General features: G+C 39.9%; 30 protein-coding genes and 4 pseudogenes. 10 read left to right on the forward strand and 24 right to left on the reverse strand.

Going from position 1 to position 24893, the window contains the following annotated elements:
- Positions 1–490, forward strand: a 490-nt coding sequence (locus tag D3222_RS16570) for a hypothetical protein (RefSeq protein ID WP_441339108.1), incomplete at its 5' end; no start/stop codon positions are given.
- A 91-nt stretch (positions 491–581) separates the two neighbouring features.
- Positions 582–962, forward strand: a pseudogene (locus D3222_RS16575) (helix-turn-helix domain-containing protein); the annotation flags it as partial.
- A 284-nt stretch (positions 963–1246) separates the two neighbouring features.
- Here the strand turns inward: D3222_RS16575 and D3222_RS16580 are convergent.
- Positions 1247–2071 (reverse strand): annotated as a pseudogene (locus tag D3222_RS16580) (IS110 family transposase); the annotation flags it as partial.
- On the opposite strand from D3222_RS16580, the pseudogene D3222_RS16585 reads away from it, so the two are divergent.
- The 5 genes and pseudogenes from D3222_RS16585 to D3222_RS16605 form a co-directional block, all read left to right on the forward strand.
- Positions 2060–2677 (forward strand): annotated as a pseudogene (locus tag D3222_RS16585) (IS630 family transposase); the annotation flags it as partial. The pseudogenes D3222_RS16580 and D3222_RS16585 overlap by 12 nt on opposite strands.
- A complete protein-coding gene (locus D3222_RS16590; protein ID WP_118987148.1) occupies positions 2671–2895 on the forward strand; it encodes a 2Fe-2S iron-sulfur cluster-binding protein in 225 nt (74 codons plus the stop codon). The pseudogene D3222_RS16585 and the gene D3222_RS16590, both read left to right, overlap by 7 nt.
- A 17-nt stretch (positions 2896–2912) precedes the next feature.
- Positions 2913–3761 (forward strand): formylglycine-generating enzyme family protein, encoded by an 849-nt coding sequence (locus tag D3222_RS16595; protein WP_118987149.1) that lies wholly within the window; start codon positions 2913–2915, stop codon positions 3759–3761.
- Positions 3751–4287, forward strand: coding sequence for a carbapenem self-resistance protein CarG family protein (locus D3222_RS16600; RefSeq protein WP_118987150.1), 537 nt, complete (start codon positions 3751–3753; stop codon positions 4285–4287). Before D3222_RS16595 ends, D3222_RS16600 begins: the two co-directional genes overlap by 11 nt.
- Positions 4268–4822, forward strand: coding sequence for a CpmK protein (locus D3222_RS16605; RefSeq protein WP_118987151.1), 555 nt, complete (start codon positions 4268–4270; stop codon positions 4820–4822). Before D3222_RS16600 ends, D3222_RS16605 begins: the two co-directional genes overlap by 20 nt.
- Positions 4823–4944: 122 nt before the next feature.
- Here D3222_RS16605 and D3222_RS16610 read toward each other — a convergent pair whose 3' ends face one another.
- From D3222_RS16610 to D3222_RS16660, 13 genes are all read right to left on the reverse strand, one after another.
- The gene (locus D3222_RS16610; RefSeq protein ID WP_118987152.1) at positions 4945–5493 is read right to left on the reverse strand and encodes a Tn3 family transposase; all 549 of its coding nucleotides are present in this window, start codon (positions 5491–5493) and stop codon (positions 4945–4947) included.
- Positions 5494–5521: 28 nt separating this feature from the next.
- Positions 5522–6793, reverse strand: a complete 1272-nt coding sequence (locus D3222_RS25580; protein WP_255417041.1) for a transposase — start codon at positions 6791–6793, stop codon at positions 5522–5524.
- Positions 6790–7647: a hypothetical protein gene (locus tag D3222_RS25585; protein ID WP_198672839.1), complete on the reverse strand. Its 858-nt coding sequence runs from the start codon at positions 7645–7647 to the stop codon at positions 6790–6792. The genes D3222_RS25580 and D3222_RS25585 overlap by 4 nt, the downstream gene beginning before the upstream one ends.
- A gap of 60 nt (positions 7648–7707) precedes the next feature.
- A complete protein-coding gene (locus tag D3222_RS26115) occupies positions 7708–7821 on the reverse strand; it encodes a DUF4158 domain-containing protein (RefSeq protein ID WP_232832553.1) in 114 nt (37 codons plus the stop codon).
- Positions 7822–8249: 428 nt separating this feature from the next.
- Entirely contained in the window at positions 8250–9356 is a 1107-nt protein-coding gene (gene asd, locus D3222_RS16620; protein WP_118987153.1) for an aspartate-semialdehyde dehydrogenase, read from the reverse strand.
- A 205-nt stretch (positions 9357–9561) separates the two neighbouring features.
- Positions 9562–9783 (reverse strand): ogr/Delta-like zinc finger family protein, encoded by a 222-nt coding sequence (locus D3222_RS16625; protein ID WP_118987154.1) that lies wholly within the window; start codon positions 9781–9783, stop codon positions 9562–9564.
- A gap of 75 nt (positions 9784–9858) precedes the next feature.
- On the reverse strand, positions 9859–10944 hold the full coding sequence (locus tag D3222_RS16630; RefSeq protein ID WP_118987155.1) for a phage late control D family protein: 1086 nt from the start codon (positions 10942–10944) through the stop codon (positions 9859–9861).
- Positions 10941–11405: a phage tail protein gene (locus tag D3222_RS16635; protein WP_112878681.1), complete on the reverse strand. Its 465-nt coding sequence runs from the start codon at positions 11403–11405 to the stop codon at positions 10941–10943. The genes D3222_RS16630 and D3222_RS16635 overlap by 4 nt, the downstream gene beginning before the upstream one ends.
- Before the next feature lie 2 nt (positions 11406–11407).
- Positions 11408–13834, reverse strand: a complete 2427-nt coding sequence (locus D3222_RS16640) for a phage tail tape measure protein (RefSeq protein WP_232832554.1) — start codon at positions 13832–13834, stop codon at positions 11408–11410.
- Positions 13827–13946, reverse strand: coding sequence for a GpE family phage tail protein (locus tag D3222_RS16645; RefSeq protein WP_011144425.1), 120 nt, complete (start codon positions 13944–13946; stop codon positions 13827–13829). The genes D3222_RS16640 and D3222_RS16645 overlap by 8 nt, the downstream gene beginning before the upstream one ends.
- Before the next feature lie 14 nt (positions 13947–13960).
- Positions 13961–14278: a phage tail assembly protein gene (locus D3222_RS16650; RefSeq protein ID WP_011144426.1), complete on the reverse strand. Its 318-nt coding sequence runs from the start codon at positions 14276–14278 to the stop codon at positions 13961–13963.
- A 26-nt stretch (positions 14279–14304) separates the two neighbouring features.
- Positions 14305–14820, reverse strand: a complete 516-nt coding sequence (locus D3222_RS16655; protein WP_118987157.1) for a phage major tail tube protein — start codon at positions 14818–14820, stop codon at positions 14305–14307.
- Between the two features lie 10 nt (positions 14821–14830).
- Positions 14831–16006, reverse strand: coding sequence for a phage tail sheath protein (locus tag D3222_RS16660; RefSeq protein ID WP_118987158.1), 1176 nt, complete (start codon positions 16004–16006; stop codon positions 14831–14833).
- Between the two features lie 467 nt (positions 16007–16473).
- Here D3222_RS16660 and D3222_RS16665 point away from each other — a divergent pair, with 467 nt between their 5' ends.
- Together D3222_RS16665 and D3222_RS26795 are read left to right on the forward strand one after the other, a co-directional pair.
- The gene (locus tag D3222_RS16665; protein WP_232832558.1) at positions 16474–16770 is read left to right on the forward strand and encodes a tail fiber assembly protein; all 297 of its coding nucleotides are present in this window, start codon (positions 16474–16476) and stop codon (positions 16768–16770) included.
- A gap of 79 nt (positions 16771–16849) precedes the next feature.
- The gene (locus D3222_RS26795) at positions 16850–16942 is read left to right on the forward strand and encodes a tail fiber assembly protein (protein ID WP_118987160.1); all 93 of its coding nucleotides are present in this window, start codon (positions 16850–16852) and stop codon (positions 16940–16942) included.
- Positions 16943–16995: 53 nt separating this feature from the next.
- Here D3222_RS26795 and D3222_RS16675 read toward each other — a convergent pair whose 3' ends face one another.
- From D3222_RS16675 to D3222_RS25590, 9 genes and pseudogenes are all read right to left on the reverse strand, one after another.
- The gene (locus tag D3222_RS16675) at positions 16996–17592 is read right to left on the reverse strand and encodes a tail fiber assembly protein (protein ID WP_118987161.1); all 597 of its coding nucleotides are present in this window, start codon (positions 17590–17592) and stop codon (positions 16996–16998) included.
- A 265-nt stretch (positions 17593–17857) separates the two neighbouring features.
- Positions 17858–18068, reverse strand: a pseudogene (locus D3222_RS26800) (phage tail protein); the annotation flags it as partial.
- Positions 18069–18091: 23 nt separating this feature from the next.
- Positions 18092–19213 (reverse strand): phage tail protein, encoded by a 1122-nt coding sequence (locus D3222_RS16685; RefSeq protein WP_118987163.1) that lies wholly within the window; start codon positions 19211–19213, stop codon positions 18092–18094.
- Positions 19210–19824: a phage tail protein I gene (locus D3222_RS16690; protein WP_118987164.1), complete on the reverse strand. Its 615-nt coding sequence runs from the start codon at positions 19822–19824 to the stop codon at positions 19210–19212. The genes D3222_RS16685 and D3222_RS16690 overlap by 4 nt, the downstream gene beginning before the upstream one ends.
- A complete protein-coding gene (locus tag D3222_RS16695) occupies positions 19817–20818 on the reverse strand; it encodes a baseplate assembly protein (protein ID WP_118987165.1) in 1002 nt (333 codons plus the stop codon). Before D3222_RS16695 ends, D3222_RS16690 begins: the two co-directional genes overlap by 8 nt.
- 4 nt (positions 20819–20822) lie before the next feature.
- Positions 20823–21164, reverse strand: coding sequence for a GPW/gp25 family protein (locus D3222_RS16700; protein ID WP_118987166.1), 342 nt, complete (start codon positions 21162–21164; stop codon positions 20823–20825).
- Entirely contained in the window at positions 21164–21958 is a 795-nt protein-coding gene (locus D3222_RS16705; protein ID WP_118987191.1) for a phage baseplate assembly protein V, read from the reverse strand. Before D3222_RS16705 ends, D3222_RS16700 begins: the two co-directional genes overlap by 1 nt.
- Positions 21959–22391: 433 nt before the next feature.
- On the reverse strand, positions 22392–22595 hold the full coding sequence (locus D3222_RS16710; RefSeq protein WP_118987167.1) for a tail protein X: 204 nt from the start codon (positions 22593–22595) through the stop codon (positions 22392–22394).
- Between the two features lie 289 nt (positions 22596–22884).
- Positions 22885–23049, reverse strand: coding sequence for a hypothetical protein (locus D3222_RS25590; RefSeq protein ID WP_165603259.1), 165 nt, complete (start codon positions 23047–23049; stop codon positions 22885–22887).
- A gap of 423 nt (positions 23050–23472) precedes the next feature.
- Here D3222_RS25590 and D3222_RS16715 point away from each other — a divergent pair, with 423 nt between their 5' ends.
- The gene (locus tag D3222_RS16715; protein WP_369973526.1) at positions 23473–24060 is read left to right on the forward strand and encodes a phage repressor protein CI; all 588 of its coding nucleotides are present in this window, start codon (positions 23473–23475) and stop codon (positions 24058–24060) included.
- A gap of 240 nt (positions 24061–24300) precedes the next feature.
- Here the strand turns inward: D3222_RS16715 and D3222_RS16720 are convergent, their stop codons facing one another.
- Positions 24301–24873, reverse strand: a complete 573-nt coding sequence (locus D3222_RS16720) for a recombinase family protein (protein WP_118987168.1) — start codon at positions 24871–24873, stop codon at positions 24301–24303.
- Positions 24874–24893: the final 20 nt, after the last annotated feature.

Consider the following 24893-nt stretch of genomic DNA (forward strand, 5'->3'; position numbering starts at 1 on the left):
CAAAAGAAATCTTCGACCAATATTCAAAATATTAGAATTCACCTGTACAAATATTGAATTACGAAGTGCGGTGACATTTTTTAAACGTTATCTCCTTGAAGGTGGTGTTAATTTTCACTCTATCTCTATGGACGATATTCCTTTTGACTTTTTTCCAAAAGCACAACGTCATCACCTATTTTATAAAATAAAATCAATAGATGGTAAACAAATCAAATCAATTGATTCAGGCCGTTACGAATTTATGCTGTATTTTTGCCTGATGAAAGGCATTGAAAATGGTACTGTATTTATTCGAGATAGCAATAATTTTAGGTCACTGGAAGATGAGTTAATTAATGCTGAGGTATGGAAAAGAGATAAAGAAAAAATTCTTTCACAGTTAAATATGCCATTGTTAAAACACGATATCGCTAATTTATTGGAGATAGTAGAAATATCCTTAGAAAATAAATACCATGCCGTGAATACCCGTATCCAGCATGAGTGATCTTATGCGTTTTGTTGCCGAAGAAACACGTTATACCCGTAGTCATTGAAGATGCTTGATTTTATCCGAAATGGAGATCATTATCCTCGCTATGAAAATATTTATTACATCAGAACAAAAAATCAAACTTGAGCGTCTTCACGACACCACTCGCGATGGTCAAGTACGAGACAGAATAAAAGCTATCCTTCTGGCTTCTGAAGGGTGGAGTTCTGTGATGATAGCCCAGGCATTGCGACTCCATCAGACCACCGTTGACCGCCATATCAGTGATTACCTTAATCATGGTAAACTTAAATCGGGTAATGGGGGGTCTGACAGTTTACTTTCCCGAGAACAAACTGATTTTTTAATCAACCACTTATCTCAACATCTTTTCCATCACACCCATGAAATCGTGGCCTATGTCACTCAGCTCTGGAATATTACCTTTAGTATTCCCGGCATGAATAAATGGCTACACCGTCAGGGGTAAAAATCTATGGTCACCCCCGTTTTTGCAACACAAATTTTGATGTATGGTGGGCTTGCGTAAATCTATTCGGCGTCTGCGGCGTCTGGTGAGCAGTCATGCCCGCGCCACGATGAGTTCCGTGCCTGCCGAACCTTAAAAACCGGTCGGCTTCAGAGAGCCATTTTCTATATCAGGTTCATCAGCAGGCCGATATGCCGTTCATGTCATCAATTATCTGTCGTCGCAAAACCAGATGGTAACTGCTTAACTTACTGAGCTAACGCAGTTTTTCGTTGGCTCTTTTATTTAATGAACACCGTCTGATGTGCCGTAACGGCCCAGGCTATTCGTGCCAGTTTGTTCGCCAGCGCGCACGCCACAACGTTCGAGTGATGGCGGGCAAGCTGCCTGTTCACCCACTCTGCCAGACGCCCTGGATTATGCTCCAGCCGCGGCATAAAGATCCTGGCACACTGCACCAGCAGCCGTCTCAGATTTTTATCACCCCGCTTGCTGATGCCCATCAGTGTCGTTTTTCCACCCGTGCTGTACTGGCGGGGAACCAGCCCTGTTGAAGCCGCAAAGTCACGGCTGCTGGCATAGTTTTTACCGTCCCCCAGCCGCCTGGCTAACAGACTCGCCGTTACCGGCCCAACGCCAGGAATGGTCAGCAGGCGTTGCGCGGTTTCATCTTCCGCCAGAGGCGTTTTCAGTTCCTTATCGACTTCCTCAATTTCTCCGCTGAGGTAAACATAATGACTGTGGAGTCTGCTCAGAACCCTTGCCAGATAAGGCGGAAAGTCATTTTCTTCCAGCACAGCGGCCAGACGTCGTATCACGGCAATACCGCGCGGCAGACTGACGCCGAACTCCAGCAAAAAAGCGTGCATCTGATGGGTGGTTTTAACGCGTTGCCATATCAGTGCGTCTCTGACGCGATGGAGGGCGGCCATCGCCTGTTGGTCTTCTGTGCGGGGGGGCACAAAGCGCATGGAGGGCCGGGAAGCTGCCTCGCAGATAGCTTCAGCATCGACAAAATCGTTCTTGTTACTCTTAACAAAAGGACGGACGAACTGCGGAGAAATCAGCTTTGCCTCATGGCCTAAATCAGCGATCCGGCGAGCCATAAGGCAGAGAAACAGCGACAATTTATTGAATATGATGAAAATCTTAAAGTCACAGCGAAAGACGAACCCCTCCTTTTTCTTGACGCGGTTCACCCGACTCAAGGCACCAAACTCGGTTATGGCTGGATGCGAAAAGGTGAGAAAAAAACAGTCAAAACAACCGGAAGCCGAACTCGCCTGAATCTATTGGGCGCCCTCAACCTGAATGCCATTGGTCGTACGGTGTTCCAGGAATATCAAACCCTCAATGACTACAACATTTGCTGTTTTTTCAATGAAATAAGAAGGTCTTATCCTGACTATCATCAAAAAATTCATCTTATTGTGGATGGGGCGGGTTACAACAAAGCTCATCTTGTGAAGGAGTGGGCTTATGTTAGCAATATTGAATTACATTACCTTCCTCCATACAGCCCAAATTTAAACCCGATAGAGCGATTATGGAAGGTCATGAATGAACATGTTCGAAATAACCGTTATTTCGCGGATAAACATGAGGTTCGAGACAAAGTCTTCAAATTTTTCACCACAACGCTACCTGATATAGCGGACTCGCTGACGTCTAGAATTAACGACCATTTTCAGGTGCTAAAAACTGCATCTTGAAGTTTCTTGGGTATAATGAGACAATTTTAAAATGTGCTTATAAAAATGGAGTAAAGTTAAAGTATCATTGTGCTTCTGGACATTGTGGAAAATGTAGAGTTAAACTTGTTTCTGGTCAGGTTAACTTAAAACATTCAGGAGGTATATCTAGAGAAAAAATATCAGATGGATATATTTTAACTTGCTGCTCGTATCCAATTAGTGATATTGAAATATAAATGTTTGGAATAATAAAATGAAGAATGCTGTTTTATTTTTATCTATAATTATATCTTTGAAATCATATTCATTTAATGATGTTGAATTTAGCTTTGTTGAAGGAGGTGAATTTTATGTTGGTAATGTATTTGGTGTTCAAGATTATGAAAATCACTTTAATGTTAAATTAAATTCATTTTATATCATGAAAAATGAAGTAACTTATTCACTATATAAAGAAGTATATGAATGGGCAATATTAAATGGTTATGAATTTGATGATGGCTGCAATGGTGCGTCTTATGAAGATTGTCTTCCCTCAGAAGAAGATAATGGGAAACATCCTGTAACTAATATTGAATGGTTAGATACTATTGTCTTTTCAAATGCATTAAGTGAAAAATCAAATCTCAATCCTGTATATTTAAAAAAAGGAAATGAAATTATTAAGAAAAAAAGAAAAGAATTAAATATTTATATAAATGAGAAAGCTAATGGTTATCGTTTACCAACATTAAATGAATGGCATGTTGCAGCAAGAGGTGGAAAACCTGCACTACGATTAGGAAGATATGGATATTATCATTCAGGGAGCAATGATCCAAAAAAGGTAGCATGGTATCCTGAATTTAATCTAAATCATTTTGGCACACAAATAGTAGGTAAATTATCTCCAAATGATTTAGATTTATATGATATGAGTGGGAATGTTTCTGAGTGGATTTACCATATTGATGATTTTTATGGAGTGAATATGTACTATTTTTGTGGAGGTAGTTATCTTTCTCACTCAAAAAATTTATCAAGCTGCGATATGCATAGTTCAAATTATTTTCTTCCAGATGTTGGATTTAGATTAGTAAGGAATCACTTAAATGAAAATTAAATATTATTTAATCTTTATCTTTCTTTTTTCATTTGATACATTTTCTTGTAACGGAAGTAAAGTAAATCTAAAGAATGGTGCTAATTTTTTAGATTTAAACAGAGATGGAAAAAAAGATGTGGTTTTTTATGCTGAATTTGAAAATAACACATCACATCCAAGCCATACTTTAACAGTTTTCATAAAAAATAAAGATAATAGATTCAATATAATTCCTGTTCCAAATGATAGTGGGTTCACTTGGTTTGATTACAAATTATCTGCATATGATATAAAAATACAAGATTATGAATTAAGAGTAAAGAACGGTATTTATTATATTTTATTTTCAAAGAAAAAGATTGATACAGAAGATATATTTGGTGAGCACCCTGTTGAATTTATTATATATGAAATAAAATATAATGATGAAGATGCCGGTATTTCTGATTATTATTGGGATCGCGTTAATGAGTTTATCACAAAAAAAACATATAAAAGTGTTAGCAATGCTATTTTAGAATTCGATGATAGGTGTAACTTATGAAAATAATTTTTTTGGTTTTTTTTTGCCCTTTTTTTGCCACTCAAAAGAGGTTTTAATTTACACAAAGGAAGTGCAAAAAGCGATCGATAAAACAACTAATTTATGTTTAGGTGAAACTGAATGGCCAGCTTCAAATAATGATAATTCTATATGGGTCAATGCAAGAATGGAATCTCTTGTTGATTCGGGTTTGATTAAATCAAATCTAAAAGGAAAAAATAAGACATGGACACTTACTGATTTGGGAAAGAAAGAATATAATAAAAATGGTGATTTCTGTTACGGTAGAATGATGGTAAAAGAAATTTTAAATATTACCTACATAAACAAAAAAAAAGGTTTTATAGTTTTTAACTATTACATTCATTCATTACCAAACTGGGCTAGAAATAAATCAATAAGATTTGCATATACTTATCTAGATAATATTATCTTAGGCATTAACACTGAAAAATATCAAATCGATTTTGAAAAAACAAATACTGGAATGATTAAAATAATAAGTGATCCTGTGCAAGTTGAAATTCTTTATTAAGAACATATTTTTATAATAGGTATTTAAGTAGAATAAGCTACTTAAATACCTATTAGGCTATTTTTGCCCATCCTCCGATAGGGTTCAAAGTTGCTTTTCAGGTCCTTCCACTGTTTATGACTTTAATCTGTAAATAATGTCGCCAAGTCAACCGACTTGACGAACTCATCAACGCTAAATGTTGTTGCTATGTCATTAAACTCAAATCGACCATAGAAATTAATGTGTTGCCACGCCACTGGCGATATTTTCCCTAGCTGTCCCATCTCAAATAAACCGTCAGGATCACCTCTTTCAAGCAAATTGGACAAGAGTTCTGCGTTGAAATAAATAACTGCATTGGCTATGAGTCTGGTACATTCGTGGATAATATGTTGTTCATTTTCACTTTTTACATTCATTTTGCCCCCGTTGATATGCGCTATCGCTTTTTTCAATCGGTGGTAAGCTTCATCACGGTTTAATGCTTTGGCAACATATTGGCGCAGGGATTTATTATCAATATAGTCAAGCATATAGATGCTTCTTATAATATTATCCAGCTCCCACAACGCTTTTTTTGTTTTATTTTGTCGAGCATAAGAGCTTAATTTCCTAACAATGGATGATTGCGTCGTTTCCTTCTGACCAAGAGAAGCCATTATATGGGGTTTTCTGACCATAGCCCCCATTTGTTCCCTCGCACCCTCTCAACCCTTGCTACGACAGGTTTTCAAGGCAAATATCGTTTTCTGCACTCATCAATAGTAATTCAATAACTTTTTGAATATTAATGCTTTTATCTTTGTTGCAAAATTCATATTTTCCTAAGAAGCTTAAATGCCGCCAAGCAACGGGGGACATTTGAACTATCGCTTTCGCTTTTTGCTGATCTTTCTTTAAAAAATACTCATATAGTCGACATAGCAACTGTGCATTATAAAAAATAACTATTGTTGCAATAAGGCGAATGGATTCTGCATTGATACCCAAGTCTATTTCATCTTTTCCATTTAACACCTTACCGCCACTAATCTTTGCTATTGCTGATGTTAATTGATGGTAAGATTCACCACGACAAAGGCCGGACTGCACAATTTCACGTATTTCCTTCGAATCTATATAGTCTAATATATAATCATTCATGATGATCCGATCAAATTCCATCAGTGCTTTCAATGTAGGATTCTTTTTATAAACCGATAACTTACGAACAATTTTGCTTTGTGTTGTTTGTTTTAATGCTAAGGAGGCTAAGATCCTTAAAACATTATCCCATTCATTAATAATCAACCCAATATCTGCTTTATCACTCGGTTTTATCACATATTTAGCGTATTTTTTGGGCTCCTGAAATCCCACTAAGTTATTATTGGCTTTATTGTTTAGCTGTTTAAATCTCGGCATAAAACGGTATCCAAATAAATGGAGTAATGCAAAGTTCACCCGATTAATGCTGTGCATATCACCGGAAATGGAAGCTATTTCAACGTCGGACTGATTACTTTCAATGATATCTAAAAGATAATGTGATTCATGTTCATGAGCTCCAATCACTTTAAGACAGAGAGGCAGATGATTTGCATTAAGAGAATATAAAATGACCCCTTTTAATAATCCAAAATACTTTTTTGAATACCGAGATTTTATTGTACTGTATTTTGTACCGAATTTTTGTCCATCAACACTGGCATGAACTCCATAGTCTGCAAGATTATATTTACTGAAAATAGGGAGTTTTTTCATTTCGTTAATAATCAGATCACTTGCGTGGCTGAGTGTTTGCTTTCGGATAAAATTGTTCTGCATATTTTCGAAATTGTTAGCTTCAACATCGCTGATTTCTTGCATTTTAGCCGGTTCTATACCTGTAGCACTTGCAACTATGACCACATGAAGCGCCTCTTGGTTCTGTTTTTGCGTGACGAGGCTGAATATGAGTAAAAGATTTGATATAACGTGTTTCTTCGGCAACAAAACGCATAAGATCACTCATGCTGGATACGGGTATTCACGGCATGGTATTTATTTTCTAAGGATATTTCTACTATCTCCAATAAATTAGCGATATCGTGTTTTAACAATGGCATATTTAACTGTGAAAGAATTTTTTCTTTATCTCTTTTCCATACCTCAGCATTAATTAACTCATCTTCCAGTGACCTAAAATTATTGCTATCTCGAATAAATACAGTACCATTTTCAATGCCTTTCATCAGGTAAAAATACAGCATAAATTCGTAACGGCCTGAATCAATTGATTTGATTTGTTTACCATCTATTGATTTTATTTTATAAAATAGGTGATGACGTTGTGCTTTTGGAAAAAAGTCAAAAGGAATATCGTCCATAGAGATAGAGTGAAAATTAACACCACCTTCAAGGAGATAACGTTTAAAAAATGTCACCGCACTTCGTAATTCAATATTTGTACAGGTGAATTCTAATATTTTGAATATTGGTCGAAGATTTCTTTTGATAACAAGAGATTGCTGTCCATACCATTCCCAGCGATAGAAATCACGGTTTAAATTTGGCTTATGGAAATCTTTCTGATCCTTTTTTATCAGCGTTAATTTATAAAATAAATCATCCATATTCAAAAGGTTATCTAATTGGCTTCGAATCGTCGGTTCGATTTTGGCATAAAACTTATTATTTAATCTCTGTTGTTCTTGGCGAAGTGCGCAAGAAACAATGTTCTGCATTGTTGAGTAAGCTGGACGTAATAGATTGTTATTTAAACAGTAATCTAATAGCTCTTGAAGGATAAATTTAGGTAAAGCGTGGCGTTTGACTAGTGATTTGGCTTCTTTCTCTAATTGGTCGCTTTGTCGTATCCTCATTGAAGTATGTAATTAATTTTCTGAGATATACTTTTTATTGAGTCAAGGTATTTTATGTCTTCAGCGTCCGTCTAACTCAAACAAAAATTCTCTTTCTTCGTCATTAATATCAGGGATTTCATAAAGGGAATGAATTTCTTCATCGGTAAGAATGGATAAACGCGAAGATGCCATCTGAGAGTTCCATATCAGTGAAAATTAGACTTAAAAACTGTCGGAAAACAGTGGTTTTTCGACAACCAAGATCGACAAAGGGAAATATATCTATTTAGGGTTAAAAAAATATACGAAAAACCCTGTCGGTATGTTATACCATACGAAAATATTAAATTATAGGTTATAGGTTTTCCGTACATGCTTATTGGTTATATGAGAGTTTCTTCTTAAAGCCAGACGTAACAAGGGCTAGGAGGGAGCGAGGGAACAAATGGGGGCTATGGTTAAAAACCCCCTACTAGGTAGATAAAAATCACAAATATAATTTATGTAATATAACAAAAATAAACCAATAAAGAAACAATCAACAGAACCATCAAATGCCATATAGAGAAATCCACCCGAATAACGAGTGGATTTTTACATAAATAAATAGATTAAAATGATTAAGCCAGAATACGTAGCATACGACGCAGAGGCTCTGCTGCTCCCCACAACAATTGGTCACCTACTGTAAAAGCCGACAAATACTCTGGGCCCATATTCAGCTTACGTAAACGCCCCACAGGAGTATTCAACATGCCTGTTACCGCTGCCGGAGTTAATTCATGCATACTCAATTCGCGATCATTTGGAATAACACGAACCCAATCATTATGCGCAGCCAGTAATTGCTCAATTTCAGGAATCGGAATATCTTTTTTCAATTTCAAAGTAAATGCCTGGCTGTGGCAACGCAACGCCCCAATACGGACACACAAACCATCTACAGTAATGATATTATTACCAGTATTCAGGATTTTGTTGGTTTCTGCTTGACCTTTCCACTCTTCACGACTTTGGCCGTTATCAAGTTGTTTATCAATCCACGGGATCAAACTACCTGCCAACGGCACGCCAAATTGCTCAGTTGACATAACTCCACTACGGGTAAAATCCGTTACTTTTCTTTCAATATCTAGAATAGCCGATGCCGGATCTTGCAGCTCTTTTGCTACCTGAGTATGTAGAGCTCCCATTTGAACCAGAAGTTCACGCATATGACGAGCGCCCGCACCAGAAGCTGCCTGATAAGTTGCAGCAGAAGCCCATTCAACCAAATCATTGGCAAACAAACCGCCCAAAGACATTAACATTAGGCTAACAGTACAATTACCACCAACAAAAGTTTTTATACCTTCATTAAGACCTTGCTGAATATGCACATGGTTAACTGGATCAAGAATAATGATAGAATCATCATTCATACGCAGTGCTGACGCCGCATCAATCCAATATCCCTGCCAACCTGTTGCTCTTAACTTTGGATAAATCTCATTAGTATAATCTCCCCCCTGACAGCTAATAATAATATCCAAAGCACCAAGAGCTTCAATATCGAAAGCATTCTGTAACGTACCTTGCTGACCAGTAAAATCAGGTGCGGGCTGTCCGTGTTGTGATGTCGTGAAGAATACCGGACGAATAACATCAAAATCCCGCTCTTCAATCATACGCTGCATTAATACTGAGCCGACCATACCGCGCCAGCCGATAAAGCCCACACTTTTCATCATTATTGTCCTATTTTAGTGAGTGTTGATCAGTGATTCTGATTACACCAAAACTGACAAAATATGACCAGGGACGCAAGTGAATTTATTAACTAATTCACAAGATATTTAGCAACGTAGCTAGCAGCAAGATATATAACAAATCAAGCATCCGAGTAAAAAGCCACCTGTTTGGTGGCAAATATTTACAATTAACTTTTAATTTTCAAGTCATATTCAATTGAGTTTTAGTTTTTTCTTTGGGATGCGGCTTAACGCTTATTACTTCACCAGGTTTGGAAATAAAGCGGACAAACGTTTCATGGCTGACGAAAGTTGCACCACAATTGATATTTTGACATTGATTATAACGTTCTTTTGTATGGCAGGAATGCTCAAAGCTGCTACGTGCATGAGCAGCTTTACCACAAAGAGGACACTTGATCATATTTTTTACCTTTAACTAAAACATGAGCTCTCACTATGTGAACAATATAGCAATGTGATCTCACTTAAAGAACAATTATTTCATGTCGAGATCATCAATTTTTAATTCCAGAGTCAGTGCTGTTGTAAAACCACCACCAGATCCATTCACCATGTGAGTAACTGTCGTTAATGTCCATTCGGCGGCATCTATTTCTGGTTTAAAGCCGGTAACTTTGATTGGTATTTCAGGGTAGAGATCTGCACGCCCCTGAGCCAGTTGAATCGAAAACGTCGCTGCCCCACGTTGTATTTTCTCCCAGGTAACCTTGGCAGCACGTTTAGCACTGGCTTCATCAGCATAAGTACGGGAAAGTTCCAATACGTTATCTTTGCTACCCACTAAATAAGATGTTAATTTATCAGCATTCTTCTGACCTTTTCGCTCAACGGTTAAGGTATGTTTTTTCTCCGGTTTACGGACATCCAACCAGTTTGCTATCACGCCGGTATAAGCTTCTCGGTCAGATAGGGTAAAATTGTGATTGTCACCTGACCGACGTGTAATCACTAATTCAGGGATAACCGCACCACTGGCTGTTTTATTCTGTCCTTGCCGAATAAATATCAACTTACTATTTTTTACTGAAGCAATTGCCCCTTCTTGCCTTGCCAAACGCGTAAGAAAACTACCATCTGACTCATTCGTCTGATCAATATGGCTAATAAATATCTTCGCAATATCTTGATGCAAATCGGCGGTAAGGTTATTTCTAGCCGCAATAGTATGGACAATATCACCTATCGTTTTCTCATGATAAGACTCTTCACGTCTCATATTGAGAGATTCACGGAAATCAGCACTACGGGCACGAATCGTTAATTTGTCCGGTGCTCCACTGTGGCCAATTTCATCTACAGTAAAACGGCCTTTACTAATCAGTGGTTGATCACGCCATCCCAATGCCAATGAAATCACATTACCTCTGGAAGGTAGCACCAAACTTCCATCTGCATCATCCAGTTCAATATCAAGCTGGTCGGCTTCAAAACCACGATTATCTGTCATTGTTAGTGATATCAGGCGCGATTGAATGCGCCCGCTGATATCTTTATTATCAATTTCCAAAAGAAATGCCGGTGCACTGCCTTTTTCGGAACCTCTGCCAAATTCAGACGTCATGGCAATACCTCTCTGACTCTATCTGACAAATTGTCTGTAAGCATAGAGAATTGTTCCTGAAGATCACCAAACATTTCACTTAGAGAACTATCCACTCGCCGCAATGTCAACGTGAAATCAATTTTGCGGGCAGAACCATTCGACATAAATTCAGTTTTTGTCTGGTCGATACTCTCAATGACAAACATACCGTAAACCGTGCCACTGCCATCTATAAAGGACCAAGCCTTACCGCTATCAGCCATCACTTGTAGTACCGTCAATGATAAACGACCACCGGTAATTTCTGGATATAACGAACCGGAAAGTGTCATTGTGTCGTTATCCGGCCCCAGAAATTGCCAGGCAGGCCGCATCCCGATACGGCTGTTAAAAGCATGTCGCCATGACTGCTGATGTTGCATACTCTGGTATGGTGTGGTTTTCAACATAAAAACAAATAAACCCAGTGCAGCCATCATAATTAGAATTCTCCTCTATCAGAGAATGAACTACGTAAACGAGCCTGCTGTTTACGCTCCCGATCATCCAATTCGCGCCTAACCGCAGCGGCAATATCCTGCGCAGACTGCCCCGGTGCACCATAGATATTTATGTGATAAACCGGTGATTCACTGCGGTACTCTACTATCTGACGTTTGTCCGCTTTCTTTTCCTGAATCTGCGGATAAGCATGAACTGGCAAGCTCTGAGTATGCAACGGTGCTGTTCTGGCTACGGTAGAAGGCGCCATTACGCTTAAAGAAAATGCAGCAGCCGCAGCAAGTTTAGCAGTCTGTCGTCTGCTAATAACATTGACAGGTCCAGTGACAATCTCTGGTCCATATTCACCAACAATGCCAAATCGTCCAGACGGAATAATGCCCCCTTTGTCATGTTTGGGCAGAACCGAACTGACATTAGGATTCACATTATTACTGGCATCTTTTGAAATATCTTCCTTCGACCGCATCCAGTCAGGGAGATACTCAGACAATGAAGTCAATTTCTTTTTCAGGGCTTCCCACTTTTCATTAATCCCATCTAGCAAACTATTAACTATCGCTGTTCCGAACTCTTTAAATTTATCGGGCAGACTCATTATGCCGGCAATAATTTCATTCCATTTATCCGAAATCGATATTTTAATATTTTCCCAAATATCCAATGTGTTCTGCTTAACTAATTCCCAGGCATTACTTATACTATTTTTAATGTTTTCCCAAGTTTGCAGGACACTCTGTTTAATAGACTCCCATTTCTCACTTAGGCTAATTTTAATATTTTCCCAAAGCTGAGAAAATTTCGGTCCCAATGTTTCCCAGTTTTGCCAAATATAAACAGCAGCCATAGCAATTACACCAATAATGGCGAGGATTGGGTTAGCCATCATCAGACGACCGACGATCATCATGGTGCTACCCAACATTTTCAGAGCATTGCCCACAAATCCGAGGGCTCTCACACCAGCACTACCAAAGAGAGTAAGACTATATTTCGCCACAGCTAACGGAAGTAATATTGAAGCGATCGCCTGAGCCAATGCGCCAAAAACAGTTAACACCCCTCCGATTACCATCGTAATAGTCGCAAGCGTTGCAGCCAAGCGTGGATTAGCCTCCATCCACTCACCGACTTTATTGACCACATTTGTCACTTGCTGAGTGACTCCCCTTAAAGGACCTTCTGCGCCGGAAAACATCTGAACACCCAGATCACTCCAGGCAGCATTAAGCTTTTGGATATCACCGGTAAGACTATTCGTCATTGCAGATGCAACTTTTTGGGATTCACCTTGAGCATTTTTTAGTTCAGCGATAAAAGATTGCAATCCCCCCTGCCCTGCCTGATTTACCAGCACATCCAAAGCAGGAGCGGCATTTTCACCACCAATTGTTGTGAAATAACTCGTACGTTGTTTACTGCTCATTGAGCGGGTTTTATCATCTAGTTCAACGAGAATATCAGGTAATTGCCGTAAATTACCTTTAGCATCACGAGTTTTAATATCGAGTTGTTTCAATGCAGCAGCAGCAGCTTTAGGTGGTTCAGCCAACCGGCTTAGTACACTGCTCAAAGCCTCTCCAGCTTCATTTCCCTTGATATTGGCATCACTTAGCTTTCTTGTAGCAGCCGCAACGGTTTCAATATCAATCCCCAAAGAAGCGGCCGCTGGAGCGACAGATTTCATGGTGTCACCCAATCCTGCCAACGTTGTTTTTGAACCAATAAACGTTGCCGTCAAAACATCACTAACATGCCCCATCTCTTCGGATTGCAATTTAAACCCTTTCAGTACATCGGTACCAATATCAGCTACAGCGGTAAAATCCGTACCGCTTGCCTGCGACATTAATACCGCGCCAGGCATCATATTCTTTATCTGGTCAGGAGAATAACCCTTGGAGGCATAAAGGCTCTGTCCCTGTGCAATCTGACTGGCAGGAATCCCAGTGCTTTTACTCAGCTCACGACTTTGATTGAGCAACATGGTGTATTCAGGAGAATTCTTTTCAATATTAGTTTGCGCTTGAATTTTGGACATTTGAGCACTAAAATCATAACCCGGCATCAGAAAGTTTTTACTGGTTGTCAGTATCTTACTACCGGCTGATTTTGCACTAGCACCATATTGGCTGACGCGGTCACGAAGCTCTTTGATTTTGCTATAACGACCTTCACTGCGATTTTCTTCCTTTTTGTTACTGGTATGCGCAGTTTCCTGCGCATATTCAGGAGCAGAATAAGGTTTAATTGCTTTATAAGTCTGATTTAATCGCTTGAATTCGTCACGATTTTGCCGGATAGAATCCGCCAACCTTTTATTATTTCGCTGCGCGGATTTCAAGGCGCTGGTCAGCTTATTAACGGACTGTATTACCCATTTAAGCTGTGACTGTGTATTACTCATTTTCTGCACCACTTCGTAAGATGGCCCGATGTCGCCAGTCCAGTAATTCCGGTAGTGACATTTCATCTGTCACTGCCGGAGACCAGTGGAAAACGGTGGCAATATCTGCCACCAATTCATCTACGGTTAGTCGGTCTGGAAACCGGACTTCGCCGACTTCGGTAACAAAAAATTGACCACCTCAACACTGAGATTAATCAGATCGCCGGGTGTCATTGACAACAGGTCGCTTTTAGTGAGCGCTGGTGTGGTGACGCGGGGCAAAACCAATATCATTGAATCCACATCCATCTCCAGCAAAGCCTGTAGCCGAGCACCACGCAGCGCGCCACTGTTCGGTTTGCGCACCACCACTTCAGTGATGTTGCTACTACCACGTGCAAGCGGTTCTTCTAATACGATTGTGCGCTGCTCGTCATTTTGAGTAATTAGTGTTTCTGTCATGGTTCAACCTTGTTTATCCGATTAGATTAAAGACCCATAGCGCGACGGTGATCTGCCAGGCGATCCTCACCATCAACGACTTCAACCATGTTAACGGTATCCACTTCGATCAGAACTTGACCATCCCATGTCAATTTGAAATAGGTATTTTTAGCGCTGATCTTGGTCTGAGTATTATCTCCCTGCTTATAGGTACCGTGGTCAAACTCATGGAAACGGCCACGCATCACGATTTCAACAGCAATCACATCGCTGGTATCATCGCGCTGGCAGGAGCCCGCAAAGCGCAACATTACGCCGTCTGCTTTGGTCAGTCCCCATTGCCGATAATGTTGAGCTTCCATACCTCCCAGAGTAAATTCAACGTCCAATGCACCTTCATCCAAGCCTAAGTCCACGGTTGCGCTACCGTTCATGCCACCACCACGATAGGTTTCCAGTTTACGACTCAGCTTAGGCAGAGTAAGTTCTTCCACTACTCCCTGATAACTATTGCCATCATTAAACAAGTTCAGGAATTTAAGTTTGCGAGGTAATGCCATCTGTGTCCCCTTAGCCGTTTATGCTTTTCGCGAAATCCATCAAGTAACGATCTGTAATACGCTGGCGTAACATCATGTTTTCCAGTGGTGGTACAGGTGTATAGTCGTAATCGAGGGTCAATTTACCCGCTTTCAAGGTGTCTTTATCATTGGCGTTTTCGTCATACCAACACTGACCGTCAATAATGTAACCCCCAGATTTCAGTTCGCGGAACTTAGCGTTAATACCTTCGATAATGTCTCGTACGAGTGAAGGAGTAAGTGGTTTATCGATCGCCCACATATGCGCTTCCGCCATAGTGTCAGCCAATACTTGAGCGGTACGAGTGTAACTTTCGAACTGGAACAATGGGTCATCAGCACAGGTACGGGAACCCCAGAAACGGAAGCCATTTTTACGGATAAGTGTTGTGATACCATTTTGGTTTAGCAGACCTGAATCTGTTGCTGGCTCTTGAAGATCCCAGAATACGTCTGCTGAAAGACCGGTCACACCATTGACGCCGATATTGGACAGTGTTTTGTGCCAACCTGTTTCTTCATCAATTTTTGCGCGCAAACCCAGTGCACGAGCAGTAGCGTAGGCGATAGTCTCTTTATTAGAAACAGTATCCCAACTCAGGAAATCAGGCCAAATCAGCATCAGTTCTCGTTGACTGAAGTTTTTGCGATATTCGATAACTTCTGAGATAGTCTTACAACCATAAGCACTGGCATAAGCCATTGCTCTCAGTTTATGCGCAATACTCGCTAACTCAATAGCAACAGCCTTCGTATCCAACCCAGGAACGCCCAGAATACGTGGTTTCACACCTAATTGGCTTTGTGCTGCCAACAATGCCTGTATACCGGTTTTCTTACCTTCATTAGTCGTAGTACCAATAATGTTGCTGGTGGTTTTCTCTTCCGTGTCACCTTCTGCCACACGGACAACAACAGTGACAGGTTTAGACTGATCTGCGATAGCTTTAAGTGCCTGAGGCAATGTACCGGTTGTACCGGCTTTGCCAATGGCAGTTGAAACATCAGTAATCAAGACTGGCGTATCTAATGGAAAAGTTTTGTCTACTTCAGGACCACCACCCGTACACACCATACCGACAATAGCGGTGCTAACAGTGGTGATGGTGCGTGTGCCTTCGTTAATTTCCTCTACACGGACGCCGTGATGATATTCTTGTGCCATATTAGCGGTTCTCCTATTAAGGTGTCCCGCTATGTTGAAGTATCCGAATTATTAAATCATTCGATGGGAAATGTGTGGGAGATGATACAAATCAGGTTAGTTAATTTATTATTTTTTCTAATAATTTAATTGTAAGTACTTTATTATCGTGGAAAGGGAAACCTCTATAAATCAATGCCTGCTTCTTCCTATTATGAGTTCTTAGCTCTGTTCGTTGGTTATTTTTTCACAGATTTTTCCTACAAAAATAGATTGTAATTTATACACATCAACGCATTTCCCTGTAAACCACAGTTCTGGTCATTTATTGACACCCGAATATAGACAATCTTTCCCATATGTAACCCTGCTTAGTACCAATATGAGACTATCTTTTCGGAAATTATCATGGATTGGTGAGTTTTTAAAAATCTTCTATCTCAGGAGATGCATCAGCTTTTAACCCAGATGGAATGAGTGTGGCTAAGATGAGTAATCTGCCTGATGCTTGTGATATATCTGGTAAATGGCAATATATAAATGGCGCTATTGTTCCGTATGAGTACACAAAGGCTGAGTTAATTATTCAAGCAGAAATACGTAAAGAAGAATTGTTAGCCCTCGCCAGCAATAATATTGCTCCCTTACAGGATGCCGTTGATCTAAATGAAGCAACTCTGGAAGAGATAGAACAGCTCAAAGCCTGGAAAAAATACCGAATGCAAGCAAACCGAATTGATCCCACTATAGCACCAGATATTGAGTGGCCTGCACAACCTGTATAAATAATATAAGCCCGCAGTTCAAAAAACGCGGGCCCTTTTCTACTCTGGCTTTTTAGGGTAATCAATAAGTGTTTACCTAATGCGCCAGGTCTTATTGGAATGGAAAAAATACCTAGCCATACTTAACCAGGTTGATACTTCAAAAGCATCGGAAATCGATAGGCCAACATAGCCTTAACTGAAAAAAGACCGGAGACAGAATGACGCCCGGTCTTGATAATTTTATTATTCTGGTATTTGTGGCCACTCAATATCTGAAGCCATTGAAGTATCAACACGGCTCAGTAATACCACATACTTTTTCCAGGCAAGCAATAATACTTTTTCTGTGTCTGAGGCCATCTCAGTCTCAATAGCATATTGTAATAAAGTCATGGCTTCATCAGCCTGTTGGCGAAGAGTGACACGTTGTTGTTCTGCCTGTTTAATCTGATTGGCTTTTTGAGCTTCAATGTCTGTTACCCATCTTTCACCATCCCATTTATCAAAATCGGTAGCAGGCTGTTTAAATGTCAGTATTTCTGATAATTCACCGGGTTTAATGATTTCTTTCTGTTCCCCAGTTTGTGTGCTGTAAGCTATTTTTCCTCGATACTCTGGCACAATTTGCCAACCGGTCAAATCAGATGAACGACAAGCAACATACCCCTCTTGGATATCAGGTGGCGCGTCTGTGCAGGAATTAGCAGGAAGACCGATACCAATAGAAAGATACTCATCAGAACTATTTAAATATTCCAACGTAATCGCATCGTAATTAAACACAACGATACTTCCGCTACTGGTAGCAATATTATTTTTATCCAGTACAGCCTTATTCATCAGGCAATCCTCACAATGTAATTAAATGCCACGTTTCGTGGACGTGTTTCTATTCCTGTTGAAGCAGCAATTGCATTATCCATATAACCGAAACCACCAGCTCCCATTCCGATAGCGATGCCTAGTCCGCGCAGATCAATTCCGTAGTTAACGCCTTGGTAGACACTATTGAGAATACGGCTTGGTGTACCTAAACCATCGATTCCACCATTTGAGTTGGACCACATTCGGTTAAGCCTGTGACTGTGTGGAGCAATATCTGCCAATTGAGTGGACAGTAGATATCGACCAATATCTACCCCACGTCCATCATCCCAACCACGGATAAATTCACCACGTAAATCAGGTAATCTACCACTGGGATAAGTTTCCGCTAATTTCGGATATAGAGACTTATCAAAGATTGCCCCATTACATTTCACCCACCCATTTGGTGGTATGTCAGTCGGCCAAGGAAGTGGTATTCCTACTGGGATCTCTTCAAGTACAGACATGAGCATTATGCTGCCCTTACAATGTAGTTAAACGCTACGTTACGTGGCCTTGATACCCCCATATAACCTGCACTGGTAGTCCAAGTCGTTGCTGAACCGACAGATCTAGCTCTCAGTGGAATATCTTTATTTTGGGGAGTATCCCATTGTAATTTCGTACGCTCGTTGAGTGAGAAGTTAACAACATTATCAACTTGACCAATTTCCTGTAGTAGATAAGACCCTTCTTGCCATACCAATAATGTACGATCTGGATCAACGCCACGTTTGTCATCCCAACCGCGAATAAATTCACCTCGCAAATCGGGCAAATTACCACCAGGATAAGCCTTGGCTAATTCCGGATATTTCGCTTTATCAAAGGCCGCGCCATTGCATTGCACCCACCCTTCCGGCGGAGTGGCCGTCGGCCAAGGAAGTGGTACACCTACCGGAATTAATTTTTCCAATAAACCAAGGTTTTTCACAAAAGCATTTTTATCTGGGATATCCGCACCATTTTGGTTTTTTGCCAATTTACTATTAGCATTATCATAAGCTGCTTTTACTGCTTTAGGTGTTGCTGCTGTAGTTTCATCATTACTGTTAATGGCACTATTAAGTTTTGTAAAACCTTTCTCTGTCAACGTGGCATCTGGGTGATTGCGGCTTTTTTCATGTTTCTGAATGGAACTATCTACATAATCACGAGTTGCCAGAACTACAGAGGGATCGATTTTCAGCGTTACCGAATCCGTATTGCTGACAATCAAGATCATTCTGACAGTTTGTGTTCTACCCGAACCTTCCTGTAATTGTGGTTTATAGGTTTCCGGGCAGTTTGCTACTGCAATCAAGTTACCTTCACTGTCAAGCAGACCAATTTCACGCATCCACCAACCACCCTCACTTTCAGGGATAATTTGTTCAGCAATAATTTGGTTTGTGTTTACCAGGTCGACACTTAATGTATTAATTGCAGCACGACGTTTTTCATTAACTAATTTGGTCTGATTGACATCAGGGGAGGGTAATTTACCATCACCATCACCAACAGCCATGTAGGTAATATCAACCTTTGTCCCCAAAGCAGCAGCATTTGCTAGCTTTGCCGCTCCCAAATTGGTTAGAATTGCAAAGTATTTCATTGTGAAATCCTCAATGTATCTGTTTCGATCAAATGAATTGCTGCCCCTAAAGGCATATTGTCGCTAGTTGTGATTATTTCAGGAAGATATTGGTAAATAGTAAGATCATCTCCACTATAACTCGTTGCAGCGCAATAAAATTCGCCCTTAACATCCAGATTGATTGACAAACCTATCAAATGACGGCTTACAGGCTTGGCATCAGAAATTAGCCGCTCCAGTTCTAAAAAAGTTTCTTCGGTGATCCCGTTTTCCTGCACTCCTATCGCCAACCGGAATGTGCCCGGTGTTTCGTTGTTCTGCCACCATTCTTTTATTTGAATGAGATAGCCAAGCGGTTCTACCACGCGACGGACGGCACCAATGGTTCCTTTATGTTTGTGCAGAAATAGCGAGTTTTTTATCACTTCTCGCTTAGTACTCTCCGACCAATTTTCGTCCCAGCGATCAACCGACCATGCCCACGCCAGATAGGGTAATAACTCCTCAGGGCAAGTATCAGGATTCCAGAGTTGGCGAAGCGGTACTGGAATATTTTGCAATTGCGAACACGCCTTAGCCGCAGCCAACTCCAAAACAGTAGAACCTGTTGGTAACAGGCGGTCATTCATCAGAACCTCCCACTATCAAACCTGGATTTGGTTTGGAACAATCAGCAGTGTGTGTTTTTGTACCTATTTCCAGTTTCGCGCTCGTACAATAAGGAGCTTGGTCTTTACACAGAATTATGTCCTTCGTCGGGGCTCTCAGTTCTACCTGCTGTACTCCTGCGACATGCAGGGCAGCGTAAATGGCAGATAACCGAATATCTCTCCCCAACTTATGTTGATCTAGCACGTACTTATCCATATTTTGTTGAGCCAATTTACGGATAGGCTCAGATTCAGGTGTCGGATAGAGATGAAGCACAGCATCAATTTGATATTCCACTATTTGGGCTGACTGCACTTTTACCAGATCAGCAACGGGCCTGACATTTTCATCATTAAGTGCCGCAATCACTTTACTCAGTAACTCTTGTGAAGCTACACCGTTATGTTCTTTATCTTCTTCATCTTCTTTATCTTTTTCCCATATCCATTTCCGCGACAAAACAGTCACAGTTACATTGGCCGGAGATGGGCTGATGACGGAAACATCTGTAACAGTTTGATATTCACCTTTGTATTCATTTCTATTAGCACGAATACTTTCATTAACTTTAAGGGCATGATATTCATATGCCCCTATCGGCCCTGCAACACTTAGCCCTTCGAAGGCTCTTTGGATGCGATCACGGAAGGTACTATCAGGCTCCATGACTGCACGGGTAACGTTATAGTTCGCACCTAACTGGTCTAAATCGCTATTGGTTGCATAGGCCAACATTACTGCACGGGCAGCTTCATTAACCCGCTGGCGCAATATCAATTCTCGGTAAGCGTTTTCCTCAAGTAACTTAACCAGAGGTTCGGATTCCAATTCCAATGTTCGAGTAATAGCATCCCGTTGTTCTTCAGGATAAAGAGATATTAATTTGGCTTTACGTTCAGCCAACAGGCTTTCATAATCCAGTGGCTCGACTACATCAGGTGGCGGCAACTGGCTTAGATCAATGGTCGGCATTGTTTTACCTCACAGGGATAGATAGAGAAAACCCCCCGGCGGACTGCTGATAATGACCGGCGATATTTACCGTCATTTTGCCGTCTTGCTGGGTAGTTATGGTAATAGCTGTCAGATTAATCCTTGGTTCCCAGCGGCTGATAGCTGTATAGGTGGCTGCCATAATTTGCAAGCGCAGAGCCGCGTTCTGTGGCCAGTCAATTAATTCGGGTAGCAGAGAGCCATAAGTACGACGTGCTAAACGACTACCAACTGGGGTTAGTAAGATGTCGCTGACAGATTGGCGTACATGATCCAAATCTGTCAGGCTACGACCGGTTTGTCGGTTCATTCCAAGATACATCATTATACTGGACCTCCTGTTGTCGCACCGCCGGACATGACTCCAGTGTGTTTATGAGAATGTAGGGTCACACCATTAGAGCTGAGTTTTCCGCCGGTATTTTCAACATCACCTTCCAGTTTAGTTTTTCCTTTCAGAGCCAGTTCTGGTGCTTTCAATTCCATTTCTTTTTTTGCATTTAGTGCAATTTTGATGTCTGCTCCCATTGAAATTTCGTTGTGCGATGTCAATCCAATTTTGTTATCTGCCGACATTGAGATTTCGTTGTGCGATGTCAATCCAATTTTGTTATTTGCCGACATTGAGATTTCGTTTTGCGATGTCAATCCAATTTTGTTATTTGCCGACATTGAGATTTTATCGTGTGCTTTTAGTGTTATATTCGTTGCCTCAAGTGTTATGGAATATGCAGCTTGCACATTAGCGGTCTTAATACCTTTTACGGTTAAGGCACCGAATTTCGGCTCATACACCATTACGGCCCCATCAGGGAAAGCAATATGGACAGCTTCGGAAGAAACTGATGGAGCTAGAAATCGATCGGAATAAACAGCCGGTAATACAAAGGAGGTGGTCAGCTCTCCACCAACGGATAGTAATAAAACTTGCTCACTAACACTGGGGGCCCACCAGGTACGGGAATGACCTGCTCGCATTGTCAACCAAGGCCGCCAATCGGTTTCAAGATTGCCTGTTGCGACCCGGCACATACCTCGAGCATGATCTACCTCGGTAACAACACCAGTTCTGATCAGATTACGCAATAAACGCAGAAGTTCTGTTAGTTGTGTATCCATGTTTGGAAAAATGCCATTTGGTGGTTGTGGGTTTATGTATGAAAGAATGCCAGCAAAGGCAGTTGCCAACATCAAAGAGGAATTGTAAGAAAGACAAAACAAGTTTCTTGAAAAGGGAAAATGTAACAACATAAATTAAAAAGCCCTTCCCATAATCGAGAAAGGCTTTTATATAATCTGTGCTATTTTGTTAAAGCTTGACTCTAATAGTTCAAAAAATTCAAATTTGCGCTGCTTGACTATATTAAGTATAACGTTCCAGATAATTTGATTTGATCACTGGTTATTCTTGTTTGAACAACGTAAACAATATGCCCACAGTTGCAATCAATCCACTTCAACCGTTTATTTATCTAGCCAGAATAGATAAGTTTAATTTGCTGATATAGAATGATAATTCTGTTTAAAAACCGTCAACTTAGTATGGATATATTTAATCCCATAGTTGCAAAATAGGTTTCGTTGTCGCTGTCATAATTTCCGGCATCTCAACTTCTGTACCATGTGGTAGAATTATACCATATTCTGCCAAGCCTGGGTTAACTAATAGTACCTGTTCTGTCATGCCTTGAGTCCGACCATAATGACGCCAGCATAAAGCATCAACAGTATCATTCTGCTGTGCAATTATTTTCATTAGGTATACCCTCTCTAATTTAGTCTATTGTTAAGTTAAAGTGCTATGGTGCACTGAATAGTGGGAAAGAAACAATAAAACAATATTGTTAAGAAAACAGTACAAATGAGAAGCAAGAAGCCACTTTTCAGTGGCTAATTTAATAATTAATCATATCTTCCAAAATTTGCTGAATTCATAGGAAAAATCTATTTTTCAGCTTATTTTCCAATGCAATCATTATCAACTTAGAAACTTTAGATTATTTATCATACAGAATTTCCACATTTATATCATTTATCTGTCGCATTTATTCTTCAAGTGTTTCATGGTGGTTAATAAGTTGTTTTGCAAGTGGTGTCGACAACTCAGCAATCCAAACTAAAGCAAGTTCTTTATCCTCAGCATGATTACATTCACAGCTCGTTGCCATTCTGGCTATAAAATTAATACGTTGCGCTATTACTGATTCCATAAGAAAGTCCACTGACAAACTTACCTCCGTATAACATAACTGTATATAAGAACAGTACACTTTGATTAGAAAAATTTAAAGTGGTTTTTCATCTTTTTTGGGAACTATATTTGATAGTGTTAATATATTAATTATTGTTTTTATTGAAATAATTAATGGTTAAAAAGGTTTCTTTCTGATCACAATCCGTTGTAATTAATAAGTTTTTCTTCTTTTATCTCTTAGAAGATTTTTTCTCTTTATTTAAATGACATAGTTTCACAAAGTATATAGATTGAAATTTAGATGCCCATGATGCAATATCCCTTATCGGATCTAATAAATTTATTTGGGATCACTATAGCTCTTAATCAGAGGGCTTTGTGGAGACGGCAAACTCACTAAACTGTACTTTCAATGAAAAAAAACATAACTGAGATAAAAATGGGTGCAGATAGTGGAGGAAAACAAGCTATCGAGCGTCTTGTCCATGCATATGGATTCAAATCACGTCAGGCACTTAGCGACCATTTGGGTGTGTCTAAGAGTACAATGGCAAATCGTTATTTAAGAGATAGCTTTCCAGCAGACTGGATTATTCAATGCAATCTTGAAACTAATGCTTCATTGTCATGGCTAAGCACAGGACAAGGAGAAATGTTCCCTGATGGAGAAAAGGAAAAAGAATCTTTAGAAAATATTATTGCACCGACAATCCCGCGCGTTAAATTAGTAGGTGGAAGGCTTAATGTTGAAAACCCTGTAATTTTAGATAATGAACTTATCGCCGGAGAAATTAAAAAACCTCTCATTATTGATGACAACAACTCTTGGTATTTGTTGGATGCAGAAGAACCTGATATTCAGGATGGTTTATGGTTGATTGATATTGAAGGGATGCATAGCATTAAAAAGATCATAAAAATCCCGGGCGGTAAAATTCGTGTCTGTGATCACGATGTAACTTTTGACTGTGCAATTAATGAAATTAATTTCATTGGTCGAGTTTGCCTAATGATTTCCAGGTGCTGACAACCTTTTCCATTGTTAATAAATTAATTCTCAAGTATGTAAATCCTATGCTTAATGGCAATTTTTTGTTCAAAAATGCCCTGATGCAGTGGATTTCACATACAATAAGCTTTTTTTTTTGCCAGTAGTACTTACTTGTTTTCATCTGTTAGTTTTTTGTAAAGCAGTGTCAACGTTTTCCATTAGCCTTGGGTATTACACAGTACAAAATTAAACATTTAACTAGCCGCACTGAAAATACTAAGTTGATCGACAATCTGTTTTATTTACTGGAAAATATTTATATATTGTGGATAACGATGTGTTGTAAATTAATGATAACTGTTTCCGTGTATGGCCTTTCGCCAGTAATCTCGCAGCTTGTTGTTGTTCAACAAATGAAAGTGATACTGGTCTACCACCAACTCTCCCCTGGGCACGAGCGGCTATTAATCCTGCATTTGTTCTTTCAACGATTAATTCCCGTTCCATTTCAGCCAATGCACTCATAACGTGAAAGAAAAATCGCCCCATAGAAGTGCTGGTATCAATACTGTCAGTCAGGCTCTGGAAATGAACACCACGTTCACTTAAGTCAGAAATCAAAGTGACCATATTTTTTACGCTACGCCCTAGTCGATCCAATTTCCAAACGACTAAAGTATCGCCTTTTTTAAGTTGTTTTAAAGCCCTTTTTAAACCCGGTCTATTGGCTGTTTTTCCACTGATTTTATCCTCAAAAATCTGCTCACAATTTATACTTATCAACGCATTTCTCTGTAAATCACTGTTTTGGTCATTTGTTGACACCCGGATATAGCCAATCTTTGCCATGTGTGATCCTTGTTAATACC

Source organism: Photorhabdus sp. CRCIA-P01 (assembly GCF_003545805.1).
Lineage (GTDB): Bacteria > Pseudomonadota > Gammaproteobacteria > Enterobacterales > Enterobacteriaceae > Photorhabdus > Photorhabdus antumapuensis.